General features: G+C 63.8%; 19 protein-coding genes and 1 pseudogene. 18 read left to right on the top strand and 2 right to left on the bottom strand.

Annotated elements, in window-relative coordinates; genetic code table 11:
* Positions 1-63: 63 nt before the first annotated feature.
* From AC6CH2_RS03695 to AC6CH2_RS03665, 7 genes and pseudogenes are all read left to right on the top strand, one after another.
* Complete coding sequence (locus AC6CH2_RS03695) at positions 64-429, top strand: TrbC/VirB2 family protein (protein WP_498267983.1); 366 nt, start codon at positions 64-66, stop codon at positions 427-429.
* Positions 422-736, top strand: coding sequence for a VirB3 family type IV secretion system protein (locus tag AC6CH2_RS03690; RefSeq protein ID WP_435396973.1), 315 nt, complete (start codon positions 422-424; stop codon positions 734-736). The genes AC6CH2_RS03695 and AC6CH2_RS03690 overlap by 8 nt, the downstream gene beginning before the upstream one ends.
* Positions 737-911: 175 nt before the next feature.
* A complete protein-coding gene (locus tag AC6CH2_RS03685) occupies positions 912-3,368 on the top strand; it encodes a VirB4 family type IV secretion/conjugal transfer ATPase (protein WP_498267982.1) in 2,457 nt (818 codons plus the stop codon).
* A 59-nt stretch (positions 3,369-3,427) separates the two neighbouring features.
* Positions 3,428-4,192 (top strand): hypothetical protein, encoded by a 765-nt coding sequence (locus AC6CH2_RS03680; protein WP_498267981.1) that lies wholly within the window; start codon positions 3,428-3,430, stop codon positions 4,190-4,192.
* A 63-nt stretch (positions 4,193-4,255) separates the two neighbouring features.
* Entirely contained in the window at positions 4,256-5,023 is a 768-nt protein-coding gene (locus AC6CH2_RS03675) for a TrbJ/VirB5 family protein (protein WP_498267980.1), read from the top strand.
* Positions 5,024-5,119: 96 nt separating this feature from the next.
* Positions 5,120-6,325, top strand: a complete 1,206-nt coding sequence (locus AC6CH2_RS03670; protein ID WP_498267979.1) for a TrbL/VirB6 family protein — start codon at positions 5,120-5,122, stop codon at positions 6,323-6,325.
* 13 nt (positions 6,326-6,338) lie between these two features.
* A pseudogene (locus AC6CH2_RS03665) lies at positions 6,339-6,761 on the top strand (DUF4189 domain-containing protein); the annotation flags it as partial.
* 1 nt (position 6,762) lies between these two features.
* Here the strand turns inward: AC6CH2_RS03665 and AC6CH2_RS03660 are convergent.
* Both AC6CH2_RS03660 and AC6CH2_RS03655 read right to left on the bottom strand, forming a co-directional pair.
* A complete protein-coding gene (locus tag AC6CH2_RS03660; RefSeq protein WP_435396978.1) occupies positions 6,763-6,927 on the bottom strand; it encodes a hypothetical protein in 165 nt (54 codons plus the stop codon).
* Positions 6,928-7,551: 624 nt separating this feature from the next.
* Entirely contained in the window at positions 7,552-7,695 is a 144-nt protein-coding gene (locus tag AC6CH2_RS03655) for a hypothetical protein (RefSeq protein WP_435396977.1), read from the bottom strand.
* On the opposite strand from AC6CH2_RS03655, the gene AC6CH2_RS03650 reads away from it, so the two are divergent.
* The 11 genes from AC6CH2_RS03650 (at position 7,628) to AC6CH2_RS03600 (ending at position 16,630) form a co-directional block, all read left to right on the top strand.
* A complete protein-coding gene (locus tag AC6CH2_RS03650) occupies positions 7,628-8,071 on the top strand; it encodes a DUF4189 domain-containing protein (protein ID WP_498268204.1) in 444 nt (147 codons plus the stop codon). The genes AC6CH2_RS03655 and AC6CH2_RS03650 overlap by 68 nt on opposite strands.
* Positions 8,072-8,185: 114 nt before the next feature.
* A complete protein-coding gene (locus AC6CH2_RS03645; RefSeq protein WP_498267978.1) occupies positions 8,186-8,533 on the top strand; it encodes a DUF4189 domain-containing protein in 348 nt (115 codons plus the stop codon).
* Entirely contained in the window at positions 8,530-8,709 is a 180-nt protein-coding gene (locus tag AC6CH2_RS03640; RefSeq protein WP_498267977.1) for a hypothetical protein, read from the top strand. Before AC6CH2_RS03645 ends, AC6CH2_RS03640 begins: the two co-directional genes overlap by 4 nt.
* A gap of 284 nt (positions 8,710-8,993) precedes the next feature.
* Complete coding sequence (locus AC6CH2_RS03635; RefSeq protein ID WP_498267976.1) at positions 8,994-9,521, top strand: hypothetical protein; 528 nt, start codon at positions 8,994-8,996, stop codon at positions 9,519-9,521.
* Positions 9,522-9,716: 195 nt separating this feature from the next.
* Positions 9,717-10,925 (top strand): XVIPCD domain-containing protein, encoded by a 1,209-nt coding sequence (locus AC6CH2_RS03630; protein ID WP_498267975.1) that lies wholly within the window; start codon positions 9,717-9,719, stop codon positions 10,923-10,925.
* Positions 10,926-11,247: 322 nt separating this feature from the next.
* Entirely contained in the window at positions 11,248-11,937 is a 690-nt protein-coding gene (locus AC6CH2_RS03625) for a hypothetical protein (RefSeq protein WP_498267974.1), read from the top strand.
* A gap of 53 nt (positions 11,938-11,990) precedes the next feature.
* Positions 11,991-13,313 carry an XVIPCD domain-containing protein gene (locus AC6CH2_RS03620; protein WP_498267973.1) on the top strand — a complete coding sequence of 441 codons (1,323 nt, stop codon included), beginning with the start codon at positions 11,991-11,993 and terminating at the stop codon, positions 13,311-13,313.
* Positions 13,314-13,475: 162 nt separating this feature from the next.
* On the top strand, positions 13,476-14,138 hold the full coding sequence (locus tag AC6CH2_RS03615; protein WP_498267972.1) for a hypothetical protein: 663 nt from the start codon (positions 13,476-13,478) through the stop codon (positions 14,136-14,138).
* Between the two features lie 57 nt (positions 14,139-14,195).
* The gene (locus tag AC6CH2_RS03610) at positions 14,196-14,801 is read left to right on the top strand and encodes a hypothetical protein (RefSeq protein WP_498267971.1); all 606 of its coding nucleotides are present in this window, start codon (positions 14,196-14,198) and stop codon (positions 14,799-14,801) included.
* A 39-nt stretch (positions 14,802-14,840) separates the two neighbouring features.
* Positions 14,841-15,950, top strand: coding sequence for an XVIPCD domain-containing protein (locus AC6CH2_RS03605; RefSeq protein WP_498267970.1), 1,110 nt, complete (start codon positions 14,841-14,843; stop codon positions 15,948-15,950).
* 107 nt (positions 15,951-16,057) lie between these two features.
* Positions 16,058-16,630 (top strand): hypothetical protein, encoded by a 573-nt coding sequence (locus AC6CH2_RS03600; RefSeq protein WP_498267969.1) that lies wholly within the window; start codon positions 16,058-16,060, stop codon positions 16,628-16,630.
* The last annotated feature ends 32 nt before the right edge of the window (positions 16,631-16,662 follow it).

Below are 16,662 nucleotides of genomic sequence, written 5' to 3'. Positions count from 1 at the left end.
ACGATAGACCCACGATTCTTCTCCACCACCTTTGTCCACTCGCGAACTAGAAGGGATCTCTTCATGAACAACACCATTCTCAAGAACTTCGTTTCTGCCTTCGGCATGGCGGCCCTGTTCGTCGGCATGCTCGCCGCGCCGGAACTGGCGTTCGCCCAGGGCGGCGCCGACGCGGAAGGTCGCGTCACCGGCTTCATCACCAAGCTCAACGGCCTGCTGAACGTCGCCTCGATCGCCATCGTGACGATCGCCGTGATCTTCGCCGGCTACCAGATCGCCTTCGCCCACAAGCGCATCGCCGACGTGGCCCCGGTCCTGATCGGCGGCTTCCTGATCGGCGCGGCCGCCCAGCTGGCCCGCATGGTCATCCCGGAAGACGTCGGCGCTCCGGTCGGCATGGTGATGCACGTCCTGACCACCTATGCATAAGAACGCGCTGTTTCGCGGCTGTACGCGCCCGCCGATGTTCCTCGGCGTGCCGTACATTCCCTTCGCCATCGGCGCGGGGGCTTCGATCCTGCTGACGTTCTACATCAACATGTGGTGCATCGTGTTGCTGCCGATCGTGATTTTCATCATGCGGCAGATGACGCGGCGAGACGAACTGATCTTTCGCCTGCTCGGCCTGAGGCTCCAGTTCCGCACTCGCGTGCGCAACCTGGAACACCACCAGGGCATGTGGGTGTTCACGCCGAATCTGTATCGCAGTCCCAGCGACAAGAAAGCGAAAAAATGAAGTTCCGGACGTCATTGCGGCTCGCCCGCAATGACGTCCGGCTTTGCCGGCAATCCACCGCCGGGGTCCATGGCCGCCGCTGGCGTCATCGTTGTTTCCGATACCGCTGTTACCGTCCGAGCCGTCCAGCCTCAAACAACCGCTTCGTCCACCCCATCAGGCACGTACCGACCCTATGTTGACGCCCGACGCTCCGATCAGCGAGTTCATCCCGCTGTCCACCCACGTATCGCCGACGGTCCTGAAGACGACCGGGGGCGACTTCCTGTTGGTGTGGCACTTGGGTGGGTTGCCGTTCGTCGGGCGCGAGGAGTGGGAGCTGGAGCATCGCCACAACACTTTCAACCGGATGCTGCAGACCCTGCGCGCTCCGGACTTCGTCAACGTGGCGTTCTGGGTGCACGACATCCGCCGCCGCCGCCGCATCAACACCAAGAATCATTTCGACCAGGTCTTCAACCAGGAATTATCGGACGGCTACTTCGCGTCGCTGTCCAGTCAGAAGCTCATGCAGAACGAGCTGTACCTGACGATGATTTACCGCCCGATCGTGTCGGGCAAGCGTTTCGTCGAGAAGTCGGCGAACGTCGAGCAGCTGAAGGAAGAACAGGAACAGGCGATCGGCAAGATCATGGAACTGGCCAGCAACGTCGAGGCGGTCCTCAAGGACTACGCTCCGTACCGGCTGGGCATGTACGAGGCCAAGAACGGCCTGGTGTTCTCCGAAGCGCTGGAGTTCTTCGGCTACCTGCTCAACCGCATCGACGAGCCGGTGCCCGTGCTGCCGGCGCCGGTCTACAACTATCTGCCGGTCAGCCGGCACATGTTCTCGAACAAGTCCGGCGACTTCGTCATCAATACGCCGAACGGCGTGAATCATTTCGGTGCGATCCTCAACATCAAGGAATACACCGACGCCACCTACCCAGGCATCCTCAACGGGCTGAAGTACCTGGACTTCGAATACGTCGTGACGCATTCGTTCAGCCCGATGGGCCGGCAGGACGCGCTGAAGGCGCTCGACCGCACCAAGGGCATGATGATTTCGTCCGGCGACAAGGCGGTCAGCCAGATCATCGAGCTCGACATGGCGATGGACCAGCTCGCCTCGGGCAACTTCGTGCTCGGCGAGTATCACTTCACCTTCACCGTGTACGCCGACAGCCAGGAAAAGCTCGCCCAGCACCTGGCGATGTCGCGCGCCGAACTGTCCAACGCCGGTTTCATTTCGGCCAAGGAAGACCTGGCCGTGGCCTCGTCGTTCTATGCCCAGTTCCCGGGCAACTGGAAGTACCGCACGCGCCTGGCCAACGTCAGCTCGCTGAACTTCCTCGGCCTGTCGCCGCTGCATAACTTCGCGACCGGCAAGAAAGAGAACAATCCCTGGGGCGACTGCGTCACCACCCTGCAGACGACCAACGGCCAGCCGTATTACTTCAATTTCCACGCCACCCATCCGGCCGAGAACTCGCTCGGCGAAAAGGCCATCGCCAATACCATGGTGATCGGTAAGTCGGGTACCGGTAAAACCGCGCTGATCAATTTCCTGCTGAGCCAGGTGCAGAAGCTCAAGCCGGTGCCGACGATCTTCTTCTTCGACAAGGACCGAGGCGCCGAGATCTTCGTGCGCGCCTGCGGCGGCAACTACCTCGCTCTCGAGAACGGCCAGCCGACCGGCTTCAACCCGTTCCAGTGCGAGAACAACGAAACCAATACCCAGTTCCTGTCGGACCTGATCAAGGTGCTGGCCGGCAAGAGCGTCTATTCGGCGCGCGAGGAAGAGGACATTTTCCGGGCGGTCGAGAACATCCTCGATACGCCCCCGCACCTGCGCAGCATGACCAACCTGCAAAAGAGCCTGCCCAACATGGGCGACGACGGTCTGTATGCGCGCCTGCGCAAGTGGACCGCGGGCAACTCGCTGGGCTGGGTGTTCGACAACCCGGTCGACACGATCAATCTCGAAAAAGCCAACATCATCGGCTTCGACTACACCGATGTGATCGACAACCCCGAAGTGCGCGTGCCGGTGATCAATTACCTGCTGCACCGCCTCGAGGAGCTGATCGACGGCCGCCCGCTGATCTACGTCATGGACGAGTTCTGGAAGATCCTCGACGGCAGCGGCGGCCTCAAGGAATTCGCCAAGAACAAGCAGAAGACCATCCGTAAACAGAACGGCATGGGCATCTTCGCGACGCAAAGTCCGGAAGACGCGCTGGCCAGCGACATCTCGGCGTCGCTGATCGAACAGACCGCGACCTTGATCCTGCTGCCGAACCCGAACGCCAGCCGCGAGGACTACATCGAAGGCCTCAAACTCACCGACGCCGAGTACCAGGTGGTCAAGGGCCTCGACGAGCGTTCGCGCTGCTTCCTGGTCAAGCAGGGCCACTCGGCGGTGGTCTGCCAGCTCAACCTGCGCGGCATGGACGATGCCTTGTCGGTCATTTCCGCGTCGACCGACAACATCGACATCATGCATCAGGTGCTCGAGAAGGCGGCCCTCAAGAAGGGCGTATCCCAGAACGACCTGGTGCCCGCCGACTGGCTGCAGGACTTTTTCGCCAACCGCAAGGGTTCGGGCAAGGGCCAGGCCAAGAAGGCGGTTTCCGATTCCGCCGCGGCTTGAGCCTGGCGAACCGTTATTCAGCAGTATCTGACGTCAACCATCAGATCAGGAGAAGGAAGATGAAATCGAACATTGCCAAGCAGGCACGCACCAAGAAGCTCGCTGTCTGCGCACTGGCGTTGGGTGGCGCGATGGCGGCGGGTGGCGTGAACGCGCAATGGGTGGTTACCGATCCTGGTCATACATTCCAGAACGTCTTCCAGCAGATCGCGGTCTCCGCCGAACGCGCCGGCGAGTTCGCGAAAGAGCTGGACGAGTGGAAGAAGCAGTACGAACACTTCCAGCAGCAGCTCATCAAGTTCCAGAGCTTCTTGAATAACCCGATCGCGCTGCCGAACTCGGAGCCCTGGGTCGAGTTGAACAAGTCCGAGGTCGTCAAGCAGAAGTGCGGCGATGCCGGCGGCAGCCTGCTGGGCCGGCTGATGGACAGCGTCGGTCTGCAGCTCAACGGCGACCTGGCCAAGCAGCAGTTGCAGGTGTGCGTGAACATCGAAAGCGCCAAGGTCGACAAGTTCAACTACACCGTCAAGTTCGCCCGCGACTCGGTGCCGCAGATGCAGAGCCTGCTCGGCAAGATCCAGAACCAGCGCGGGACCAGCAGCAGCCAGGGCAACATCCAGGGCGTGGACAGCGAATCGATGCGCCTGGCCAACGACCTGGACATCAAGTACCAGGCCTGGCAGGCCCAGATGAGGACCTACGATGCCTACATCGCCACGATGATGGACAAGCAGAACACCTTGGCCACGCGCGCGCTCAAGGGCCAGGCGAGCCCTCTCGGCCAGATGCTCAGCACCGGGCTCATGGCTGGCGCGCTGCAGTAAGTCGGCGCGCATGGATCGCTGGCCGGCAATGCCGGCGGCAACTATCGGATCGGGAGAGGGAAGATGAAAACGAATGCCAAGCAGGCGTGCAAGAAGAACCTTGCGGTTGGCGTCCTGGCGCTTAGCTGCGTCATGGCGGCCGGCAGCGTCAACGCGCAATGGGTCGTCACCGATCCGGGGCACCAGCTCGCGAACATCGGTCAGCAGGTCGCGACCAGCGTCGAGCGCGCGGTGGAATTCGGCAAGGAAATGGCCGAGTGGCAAAAGCAGTACCAGCATTTCCAGCAGCAGCTGATCAAGTTCCAGAGTTTCCTGGACAACCCGATCGCCCTGCCGACCTCCGAGCCCTGGCGCGAGCTGGACAAGGCGCAGGTAGTCGAACAGCGCTGCCGCCAGCCGAGCGGCGGCGGCAGCATTCTCGGCAATCTGATGTCGAGGGTCGGCTTGAGCCTCGACGGCGATCTGTCCGAGCAGCAGATGCAGATCTGCGTGAACATCGAAAGCGCCAAGGTCGAGAAATTCAACTACACCGTCAGGTTCTCGCGCGACACGGTGCCGGAAATGCAGCGGCTGCTCGGCCAAGTGCAGAGCCAGCGCGGCACCAGCAGCGACCAGGGCAACGTGGACGGCGTGAACAGCGAGTCGATGCGCCTGGCGAACGATCTCGACATCAAATACCAGATGTACCAGGCGCAGATGGCCATCTACGATGCCTACATCGTGGCGATGGTCGACAAACAGAATACGCTCGCCAAGCGCGGCCTGAAGGGCAAACAGTCGATGATCGGCACGGTCCTCAGCACCGGGCTTATGGCGGGGGCTCTGCAATGACAAGGGCGAACGGCGACGTTCGAATCAAGGCCGCTCTCCGCATGCGGACGATGAGCCAGGCCGGCAACAGCGATTCCAGGGATAGCGGGTGCAGCGATGATTAAAGGACTTAACCTCACCGGCGGCTGGCTGCCGAACTCCAGTCCGCTGGACTGGCTCAATCTGCATGTCAATTCGGTCGGCGACTTCGTCTTCTTCCGTTTGATCCTGAACTACTTGCGCGGCGAAATCCGCGATTTCGGCCTGGAACTGATGGGTAACGCCATGCAGTGGGTCGGCGGAATCGCGCTGACTCTGATGACGTTGTGGATCCTCTTGCAGGGTTACCGCATCGTCAGCGGCATCTCGCGCGAACCGATGATGGCTCTGGTGACCAATTCGCTGCGCGCGACCTTCATCGTCGCGGTAGCTACCTCGATGGGCGTGTTCGGAACGAATTTGCACGAGTTCCTGACCGTCGACGTCAAAAAGGAGATCAACTGGGTCGTCACCGGCGATGAGAACTCCACTCCGGAGTCTCAGATCGACGAGAACCTGGGCTGGATGCAGTTGGCCTGGTCGAGCATCGACGCCATGCAGGTGGTCAGCGATCCGGCATTGACCGACGAGAAGACCCGGGCGATGTGGGCGGTCGGGTTCGGTACCGGCGGGCCGGCGATTACCGCGGGTATTTCGCTGTTGCTTTATGAAATTGCGATGGCCTTGTTCATCGGACTGGGACCGATATTCATATTGTGTTTGCTGTTCGACCAGACAAAGCAACTGTTCAGCAAGTGGCTGTACTATGGCATCGGAACCATGTTTTCGATGGCGATGTTGAGTGCGATGGTCGCGATCGCCATGAAGATGGTCGCCAAGGTGGCGCTCGTCTTCTGGGGTACCGCGATCGCCGGTGCGATCTGGGGCTCTGAGTTCACCCAGGGCATGTCGAGTCAGGCGTTGCAGCAGGGCGGTCTGGGTTTGATCCTGACGGTGCTGATCATCAGCGCACCGCCGATGGCCGCGATGTTCTTCCAGGGCGTGTTGGGTCAGTTCAGTTCGTACAATTCGTTCGCACCGCCGCAGTCGCAAGGCGCTTCGCCGGGTGGCGGGATTCCGCCGCAATACGGTGCTGGTGCGCCGAATCGAGGCGGCGATAACGTGGTTAATCAGTCCAATATGGTTCCTCAGCAGGCTGGAGCGCCGAGAGTATCAACTGGGCAACCAATGCATGCCGAGACTTCTATGCCGGGCCAACGTGGCTTAGCGAACGCAGACACACCCGTGGGGCCTGGGCAGCGCGGAGTCGGCAATAGGGAATAAGGAAACTCAAGTCATGAAAGCGGTTGGCCTATCCATATTTGCGGTTCTCGCGCTTTTCTGTGGTGGGCAAGCTTCGGCACAGTGTCCAGCGGGTACGCCCTCAGCAGGAAACCCGCAATGCATCCCGCCGAGCGCCTGGCCGCAAAATTCAGCTCCAGCGCGACCCGCGGGGCCGACTTGGAAGCTGACTTGGGGTGCGATCGCCATTGATCCGGATCACGGAGATGTCGGTACATCCGTGGGGCAGTTCAGCAAACGAAAGGCTGAGCGTGAAGCACTGGGTCGCTGCTCCGAGAAAGGCGCGAAAGGCTGCAAGAAGATTCTGTTTACTTATCAGAATCAATGTGCGGCCGTAGCGTGGCCCACGGTGCTCGGACAAGGTGCAGTCATCAAGGCCGCAAGCGGGCCGACCATCGAGTCGGCGAGTGACTATGCGATCAAGCATTGTGCTGGCCCTGGTGCTGGCGGGGGATGTCGAATTGTTTATTCGGGGTGCTCCGACGCTGTTCAAGTTGGCGGATAGACGTCCCTAAACGCTGGGCTTGAGTTATCGTCAACGAATGCCGCTTTGTGTTGAAGAAAAAGCCCATGTCTTCGGACATGGGCTTTTTGCTGGCGCGAGTGGCCATCGATTGTTGCCGTTGTACCTTTGGACCGGCTCTCCGTCGGCGCCTGAAGTCTCTTTACTCGGCAGATGACTCAGGTTCTTAACACTAAGCGCCCGAATCCTATTCGTCTGCAATGGCGTCGGTGCCGTTTGACGAGAACAATTGGGCGATCCGCTGCCCGAACGGCGGCCTTTAGGAATCGCTGCATTTACCGCCTCTTGCACGGGCGATTCGATTTAATCGAGCGGATGGATAAACAGATACTTGATTCCCGCGGTAGGTGAATCGACGGGAAGTGTTGAAATGAAGGTCTTACGTCTGTTGGTCGTTCTAGGTGTCGGATTGCTATGGAGTCCGGGCTCTCTAGCGCGATGCGAAGCCGGCATGCCCTCGGCCGGCAACCCACAGTGCATCCCGCCGATACTCGTTAGGTGATTCGTTTCTTAAGTTTGATGCGACAATGCTCAGTCTGTGGCTTGCATTACAAATATTGGAACGGAACGAGTCATGTCTCGCGACATGAGCCGTTTATTAGCAGGGCGGAAATTGATGTAAGCGGTTCTTTCTTGGCGTTCTCGACTCGTGTTGCGAGAATGATGCAGTTGAGATCGCAGTGCTTCAATTCTTGGCGGCGATATGGACAAGGAGTGTTGAGTTGAAGACGGTTTGCTTATCAATGATCTTGCTTTGCGCCATTTGGTCCGCATCCGCGACGGCACAATGCCCGGCAGGCATACCGTCTGGTGGCAATCCTTCGTGCATACCGCCGGGCGCCTGGCCGCAGAATGCTCCCTCTCAGCAAGCCGTCCCGCGGGAACGCTGGGAAAGCCGTTGGGGGGCTATCGCTACGGATGCCCCTAATGCTGCACTCGGCACCTCGACAGGAATGAAATCCAAGCGCCAAGCCGAACGGCAGGCGCTGTCGGAATGCAAGAAGAGGGGCGGAAGCAAATGCATTCTGGATGTCTCGTATTTCGACCAGTGTGCGATTCTTGTGACAGGCGATAAGAAATATAGTGTTCATACCGCCATATCGGTTGAAAGGGCGTCGGAAATAGGTATGCGGCAATGCAGTAATGACGATACCAATTGCCGTGTGTACTACAGCAATTGCAGCGTGCCGCAGCTCGTCCCATAGTGAGCCGCCATTTCCATCCCGGCGGTCACCCATTCAACGCGGGTTGTTTCGGTTTCGGTGGGTAAAGTACTGGCGTGAACCGTTTGCACCACCGGGGTAACAGGGAATGTTGAGATGAAGACAAGGTGTCTGGCCGGGCTTGCCACCCTTTGTTCGCTTTGGAGCCCGGTCGCCGCCGCGCAGTGCCAAGCCGGCATGCCTTCGGCCGGCGATCCGCAATGCATCCCGCCGAGCGCTTGGCCGCAAAATAGGCCGGCGCAGCAGGCGACTGCGCCAGCAGGCCCAAGTTGGAAACTGACCTGGGGCGCGATCGCCGTCGATCTCGACAGCGGCGATGTGGGCACGACCGTCGGCAAGCCGAGCAAGCGAAAGGCCGAGCGCGAAGCCTTGGACCGTTGCGAGGCCAGCGGCGCGAAAGGGTGCCGGCAGGTCTTGTTCGCTTACAGAACCAGTGCGCGGTGATCGCATGGCCGTCGGTGGTCGGGGTAGGCGCCGGGGCGATCGCGCAAAGCGGCGCCACGGCCGAGGCGGCCAGCGAGATCGCGCTCAAGCGCTGCGCCGGTACCAGCATGGGCGACAGCGGAAAATGCCGGATCGTCTATTCGGAATGCACAGAGCCCGTGCTCGTGTCGCCCTGACCGGCAGGCATGGCCCGGAAAGCCGGTCCTTTGAAGGCGAAGGCGGCTTCGACGACAAGCTTCGAGGCCTGCATTGATGCTGGCCTGGTACGGGTCTTGGCCGCCCGCGAATGCTCTTCATCGATGAACAGGGAAGGGCCCATGCGCTTGACCCGCAGGCCTCGAGCATCCGACTTTGCCTCGTTCATCGGCTTCACCCCGGCGCGATCCGGCGGTGTCCGCGGGCGGTTCGAGTGCGTTTGCGGCTGTGCTAACCTGCGGCCCTGGACTGCAAAGGAGTCGCAGTGAAGCCGAATCGAATCATCCTGTTGCTGTTGGCCGCCTCGCTCTGCGCATGCAGCGCCGACTCGGGCCGGGGACAGGCGGACGCGGCGCCAGTCGTCAAAGCTCAAGCGCAAACCGAACGCGCTGCGCCCATGGAGAACGCGATGGATAGCAACGCTTCCGAAGCCACGGCCGAAGCGGTCGTCGCCAAGAGCCCGACCCGCTCGTCGACCGAGTTGGGGGCCGCCTTCAAGAAGGACATGGCCTACGCCGATCTTCGCAAGCTGGCGCTCGACGGCGGCTGGACCCCGGTGGCGGAGCCGGCCTGCAAGAAAAATGTGGGCGGCGAAGCCGAGATTTGTGATCTAATTCCCGAATTGGATGCTTGCAGCGGCGATGGCTACTGCATAATGCACTTCGAAAGCGTCAGCAGCGGCGAGAAGTTGGACGTGACGACCTATGGAATGGTCGAGGACTGGAACGTCGCTGGTGCGGATTCGCGCTTGAACGTTACCGAGTGGGGCTTCTCGAAAGCCTCTAAGGGTTGAGGACCGGCCAGGAGGCCGCTTCAGCTCGCAAGAAATCGTGGCGCAGATGCGCCATTGCGGTCCCGGGTCTGCAAGTGCCCGGTCCGTAAAGTCGAAGTCGGCTCCGGCCGGTTTCGCATGGCCTGGAAAGATTCAGGATGAATCGGTTTTCCAGGTAACCATCGACTTACTTGCTTGAGCTGGAGGCTCACTACAATGGGAAACAGACTAGGCGACCTCATCGCGCAAGGTGAGGGCGGATACAACTCATACAATCGCGGAAGCGCGGGCGACGCCCGTGGCGCCACGATTGATTTTTCGCGCATGACCGTCGGCGAGCTGCAAGAAGCGCAGCACCTGCCGCGACGCGATCCCGACCGCCTGTTCGCGGTCGGCAAGTACCAGATCATCCCCGGCACCATGGACGGCGCAGTCCGCGGGCTTCGGCTCGACCCGGACCAGCGCTTCACGCCGGAGCTCCAGGAGCGGATCTTCTCCGACTACCTGATCGTCCAGAAACGCCCCGACATCCACGGCTACATCACCGGCAAGCCCGGTGTGACGCTGCACGATGCGCAGGAAGCGATGGCGGCCGAATGGGCGAGCGTGGCCGACCCCGACACCGGGCGCAGCCGTTACGGCGGAGTGGGGGGCAATCGCGCCTCGATCTCGGCCGAGCGGGCCGGCGAAGCGCTGCAGGCGATGCGGGCCGAGTACAAGGCCGCGATCGACCAGGGCCTTACGCCGCAAGCCGCCTGGCGGGCCGTCAACGACGCATCCCCGGCCCAGACCCAGACCACGCCGCGCGCACCCGAACGCGACGCGATGGCCGATGGCGTGTTGAAGCGCGGCGAGCAGGGCGCGGAAGTGCGCGCCATGCAGGAAACGCTCAACAAGCTCGGCTACCGCGACGCGCAAGGGCAGCCGCTCAAGGCCGACGGCGACTTCGGCGATCGCAGCAAGCAGGCGCTGCAGGCGTTCCAGCAGGCCCACGGCCTGAAGGACGACGGCATTGCCGGCCCCAAGACGCTGGAAGCGTTGAAGAAGGCCGAGCAGGCGCCCTTGCTGTCGAATGCGGCGCATCCGGACCATGCGATGTTCAAGAGCGCGGTGGACGGGCTGGAAAAGCTCGGTCCGCAGGCGTTCCACAATCGCCAGGATCTGGAGCGCGCCGCGGCGACGCTGACGTACGAGGCCAAGGTGAGCGGTCTGAACCGGATCGATCACGTGGTGCCGAATGCGGACGGAAGCGGGCTGTTTGCGGTCCAGGGCGGCTTGACCGACCCGGGCAGCCAACGCGCCCACGTCAACAAGGCTCAGGCGGCGAACCAGCCGGTCGAGCAGTCGACGTTCCAGGTCCAGCAGGACGCGCCGCAGCAGGCCGCACCGACGCAAGAGCACAAGCCGAAGGTCCTGACCGCGTAAGCGCTCGGCGCTCCGTTCGCGTACGCGTCCGGAACGCCGTCCCGCCCGCTCGGTCGGCGTCGCCTCGTGCCCGTCGCCGCGTACTCGCAAGCGTACGTGGGGCGCAGCGTGGTCGCGCCGTTCGGTGGCTCCCCGCTCTTTCGTCGTCGCGCGTGCGTCGGTCCCGCCAGGCCGTCCCGATCGTGCCCGTGTCAGCGACTTTTCCTTCAACCAGCCGGGCCCGGCCAGCACTGCGAATGCAGTCTGCCGCGGCGCCGCGTTCGGCGAACGAATACGACTTCACCCGCGACACCCCGTTACCTCGATCAGTCAAGGAATTGCTATGAAATCTGTGAATCTCTTGGGCATCGCGCTGTTGACCGTGTTGAGCGGTTGCCAGGGCGGCACGGCGAACGGCGACACGTCGGCGACGCCGGCGGCTGCGACCACCGGCGCAACCGAGTCCGCGCCGCAAGCGCCGGCTTCGGCCGAGTCGGCCCCGGCCGCGACCGCCCCGGCGGCGCCTGCACCGGCCGCGACGCCAGCGCCCGCCGGCGACGGCCGTTCGCTGTGCGCGGCCGACGAGGACGTGGTGATCTCGTGCACCCTCGCCGGCGCCGAGAAGAAGCTCGCCTCGCTGTGCGCATCGAAGGGCGTGACCGACCAGTCGGGCTACGTCTATTTCGCCCAGGGGACCGCAGGCCATAACGATTACCTGTTCCCGGCGGACAAGTCCGCTCCGGCAGGTCGCTTCAAGCGCACGCAACTCGGTTTTGCCGGCAACACCGGCGGTTACGCCTATTCGTTCGAGGACGGCGGCCGCAAGCGCATCTTCTATTCGGTGTCCGGGGAACTGGGCCTGGAAGAGCAGGGCGTCATGGTGGTGGCCGACGGCGCCGAGAAGCCCGAGACCGCGCTGACTTGCGAAAAGGACAGCGTGGTCCGCAACGAAGACGACGTCCTGTTCAAGTTCACCCGTAGCTGGGACCGCGACGCGCAGCTCGACAAGCGCGGCCTGCCGCCCAGGAATTAATTCATCGGCCGGACCGAGTCCGGCCGCTATCGAAGATCCATCAAGGAGGAATTATGTCGACCCCAAGCAATCGTGATTTTCTGCTGCTCCGCGCCTATGAAGCAGGCATCCGCGATCCGAAGGAACTGGCCGGGTTCATGGGCCAGATGCAGGTCGAGTCCGGCAACTTCAGGAGCATGCACGAAGGGCTGGGCTACAGCAGCGAGCGCCTGCTGGAAGTGTTCCCGGGCCGCAACGGCATGGACACCAAGGCCGAGGCCGACGCGATCGTGCGCGGCGGCCGCGATGCGATCGCCAATGCGATCTACGGCGGCGCCTGGGGCCGCGAGAACCTCGGCAACACCGAGCCGGGCGACGGCGCGCGCTTCCACGGCCGCGGCTACGTCCAACTGACCGGCCGCGACAACTACGAGCGCGTCGCGCGCGAGATCGGCATCGACGTGGTGGGCAACCCCGACTTGGCCGCCGACCGCGAGAACGCGGCCAAGATCGCCGTGCATTACTGGCAGGGCCGGGTGGTGCCGAACGGTCACCAGACCGATGTTCGCGAGGCCACCCGCGACATCAACGGTGGCTACAACCACCTCAAGGAACGTCGGGAAGCGGTGGGCCAGTGGGAGCGTGCGCTGACGCCGGAAGTGATGGAGCGCCTGGCGCGCGGCGAAGTGGCGCTGCCGGCCTCGCCAGGCCAGCGCGATGCGATGTCCGACGGGGTGCTCAAGCTCAACGAGCGCGGCCCGGCGGTGCAGCAGATGCAGGAGCAGCTCAAGCGCCTCGGCATCCGCGACGCCCAGGGCAACGAGATCAATCCGGACGGCCATTTCGGCGCCCACACCAAGGAAGCGGTGCAGGCGTTCCAGCGCGAGCACGGCCTCAAGGACGACGGCATCGCCGGCAGCAAGACCCTGGAAGCCCTGCGCAACGCGCAGCCGAACCAGCAGCAGGGCAGCCGCGACGCTACCCCGCCGACCCCGCAGCAGGCCGACCCGGCGCGTGCGCCGTTGCTGTCGGACCCGGCCAACCGCGACAACGCGATGTATCGCCAGGCCCTCGAAGGCGTGGAACGCCTGGGCCCGCAGGCCGGCTTCCGCAATCGCGAGGACATGGAGCGTGCCGCAGCCAGCCTGACCTATGAAGCGCGGGTCAGCGGCCTCAACAAGATCGACCACGTCGTGCCGAGCGCGAACGGCACCGGCCTGTTCGCGGTGCAGGGCGAACTCAACGACCCGGGCAACCATCGCGTGCACGTCGACGGCCGCCAGGCGCGCCAGCAGACGGTCGAGCAGTCGAGCCAGCAGCTGCAACAGGACGTGCTGCAGCAGGCACCGCAGACGCAGGAAGCGCGTCAGCAGCAACCCAAGCCGATGATGGCTTGACCGAGCGGCCCTCGGTTCCCGCAGGACGTGGAAGCCAAGGGCGTTGTGTGGTCTGGTGCGTCCGCCGCCGATACGGCGGGCGCGCCAGGCCGGCTCGTGTAGTGCGCCCCGGGCGGCGTTCGTCGCCCGCGGCTTCGAATCACTGGACTGGTTGGACCGCTCATGACCACGAACCCGTACACCGCAGCGCTCGCCGTATCCGCCCTGACTCTCGCGCTGGCCGCGTGCAATGCCGATCCGGCCGCGAACGCGTCGGTGTCGACGCCGCAGCCGCTGGCCTCGGCGGCGAACGACGGCGTTCCCAACGACGCGCAGGCGAAGAGCACCGATATTCCACCGGGGTTTTCCTCGTACGCGTCGGAGTCGATCGGCGACAACAAGCAATGCGTGGTCGGCGCGGCGGTCGACGACGACGGCATGAACCAGCGTCCCGTGGCCTACGTCGCCGAGACCTCCGGCAGGGCCTTGTGGACGCGCACCCTGGAGCTGCCCGCGCAGACCTACCAGAGCCGCGCGACCCATTGCGTGCGCGAAGCCGACTCGGTGTACGTGTTGCTGCAGTCCGACACCCAGCCGCAACAACGTTCGTCGCAGACGTTGTTGCGGGTGGTCAGGCTCGCGCTCGGCGACGGTACGGTGCAGGGCCATGCCGACGTGCCTGTGCCCGGCGTCAAGGATCCCGTCTCGGCCTGGGTCGAAGAGGGGGCGCAGGGATTGCGCTGGAGCAATGGCGGCCTGATCGTTTCCGGCCAGTACTACCGTCTCGACGACAGCGATCGGCGCAGCACTTTCCAGGTGGGGCTGAAACCCGATCTGAAATCGTAGGCGGCAGGTTCGGCGTCTTGCTTTCGGTCCGCACGGAAGCGGCCGCAAGGCACCGGCATGGGTCAGGAGCATCAGCAGGGCCACGGAGGGTGGCAGCGGCGCAGGCGCCGCTCGACGGGGGCCGATGGTCGGCCCGCTGCGACAGTCCGTAGCGTTTGGGGAAGCAAGATGAACTGCAAGAAATTAGCGATATTGACGATGCTGGTGTGGCTGGGCGGATGCGAGGTCGCGTCCAGAAGCCCGGGCGCGAGCGCACCGGCGGACAAAGCCGGGGCGCCGGCCAGGACCGCGGCGGCGGCCGCCGGCAAGGCCGGCGTGGCCTGTCCGTCGCAGCAATTCGACGCCTTCCTGGCGGCGTTCATGGACGACGTCGCAGTCCAGAGGGCGTTCACCGCCAGCCCGCTGCGAAGCGAAACGGTCGATGCCAACGCCGATCCGGAACCCAGACCGGTCACGACGATGCTCGACGGCACCGCCTTGCGCTTCCCGGTGATGCCGGGCGCGCAGCAACAACAGCGCGACGGACTCGTGCTCAGCCAGACCGAATTGAACGGCGACAAGGAAGTGATGCTGGCCAAGCCGGACACCGACTACCAGATGTCGTTCTTCTTCAGAAAGGGCGAATGCTGGACCTTGTACCGCATGCGCGACGACTCCCTGTGAGCCGCGCGATGCAAGCCAAGCCCTTGAGGAGACGCTGACATGTCGTACCAGGACACCATGAACGTGATCCTGCCGCCGCAACACGGACGCTCGGCGCATATCACCGGCCATTACGGCGAACACCGCGACAACGGCGCCCACGGCGGCTCCGATTTCAACTATGTCGGCGGCCAGGCCGGCGTCAACCTGACCCATCCGACGATTCATTCGCCGGTGGCCGGCACCGTCGAATTCGTCGGCGGCCGCTACGGCACCATCAGCATCCGCGACGCCGAAGGCAACAGTCACCAGTTGCTGCACACGCAAAGCCAGTCGGTGGTGGTCGGGCAGCGCGTCGAACCGGGCACCGAGATCGGCACGATGGGCGGCCGCGGCCCGCGCGGCGCCGAGCAGTACGCCCAGCACGTGCACTACCAGATGAAGGACAGCGAGGGCCGCACCCTTAACCCGGAGACCTTCTGGAACCAGCGCCAGACGGTCGGCGCGCGCGGCGGCCAGGCCGCGGCCGAGCGTCCCGCCGCCGACGACGGCGTGCTGCGCCAGGGCGAACGGGGCGCCGACATCCGCGCGATGCAGGACCAGCTCAACAAGCTCGGTTATCGCGACGCGCAGGGACGGCCGTTGAACGCCGATGGCGATTTCGGCGACCGCACCCGCGAGGCCTTGCTGGCGTTCCAGCGCGACCAGGGCCTGAAGGACGACGGCATCGCCGGCAAGCGCACCCTCGAGTCGCTCAAGAAAGGCGAGCCGTCGAACCTGCTGTCGAACCCGAACAGCCCGCATCACGCGATGTACCAGCAGGCGCTCGGCGGGCTGGAAAAGCTTGGCCCGCAGGCCGGCTTCCGCGGTCGCGAGGATCTCGAACGCGCCGCGGCGACCCTGACCTACGAGGCCAAGGTCAGCGGCCTGAACAGGATCGACCACGTCGTCATGAGCACCAACGGCAACGGCCTGTTCGCGGTCCAGGGGGGGCTCAACGACCCGGCTCATCACCGCGTGTTCGCCAACAAGGACATCGCGATGAACCAGCCGATCGAGCAGTCGAGCCAGCGGCTGCAGCAGGACCTGCCGCAGCAGGCGCAGACCGCGCAGCAGCAGGGCCAGGAACCGCGTCAACAGCAACAGCCGCCACGGATGCACACGATCTGACGCGGGCGCGGCCGATCCGCGCCCCGCATCGGCCGCGCCTCTCGTTTCATGGTCATCCGCACGCAAACACTGCCCCGCAACGAACGCCACGCACAAGGAAGACAGGCATGAATTTCCCCCGGTTTCTGGTAGTCCCTCTGGCCCTGGCGCTCGGCGCCTGCGGCGCGAACGGTCAGGACGCCGCGCAGTCGGACTCGCCGTTCAAGGAACTCGAAGGCGCCAGCCCAAATGCGGTGGCCGCCGCTCCGGCGGTCGGCGCGACCGTGACCGCACCGGCGCCCGCACCGGCTGCGGCCGCGGCGGCGTGCCCGGCGCAGGGCTTCGACGATTTCCTCAAGGCCTATGCAGGCGATGCGCAGACCAGGAACCGCTACACCTTGCCGACGGTCAAGGTCGTCGATCTGGTCGACGTCGGCGAGGACACCCAACAGCGCACCGAGCAAGTGCCGGCCAAGGACTACACCGGTTTCAACCTCGCGTATCGCGACGACGGTTTCCATGTCGTCGACAGCGCCGGCGCGGTCGATCCCAAGCCGGTCGCGGTCGAGGTCAAGGCCGAGGCGGCCGAGGCCTATTTCGTCCGCTACCGGTACGGCATGTCGGAAGGCAATTCCTATCGTTTCGTGAAGCGCGACGGCTGCTGGTTCCTCGCCGAGGACCCGGAACCGTCCGCGCCCTGATCGCCCCCGATCGCACCCAGCCACGATCTTCA

It is taken from the genome of Lysobacter sp. GQ73 (assembly GCF_059758755.1).
The sequence above is the reverse complement of the archived record's forward strand: the minus strand, read 5'-3'. Positions and strand labels throughout refer to the sequence as shown.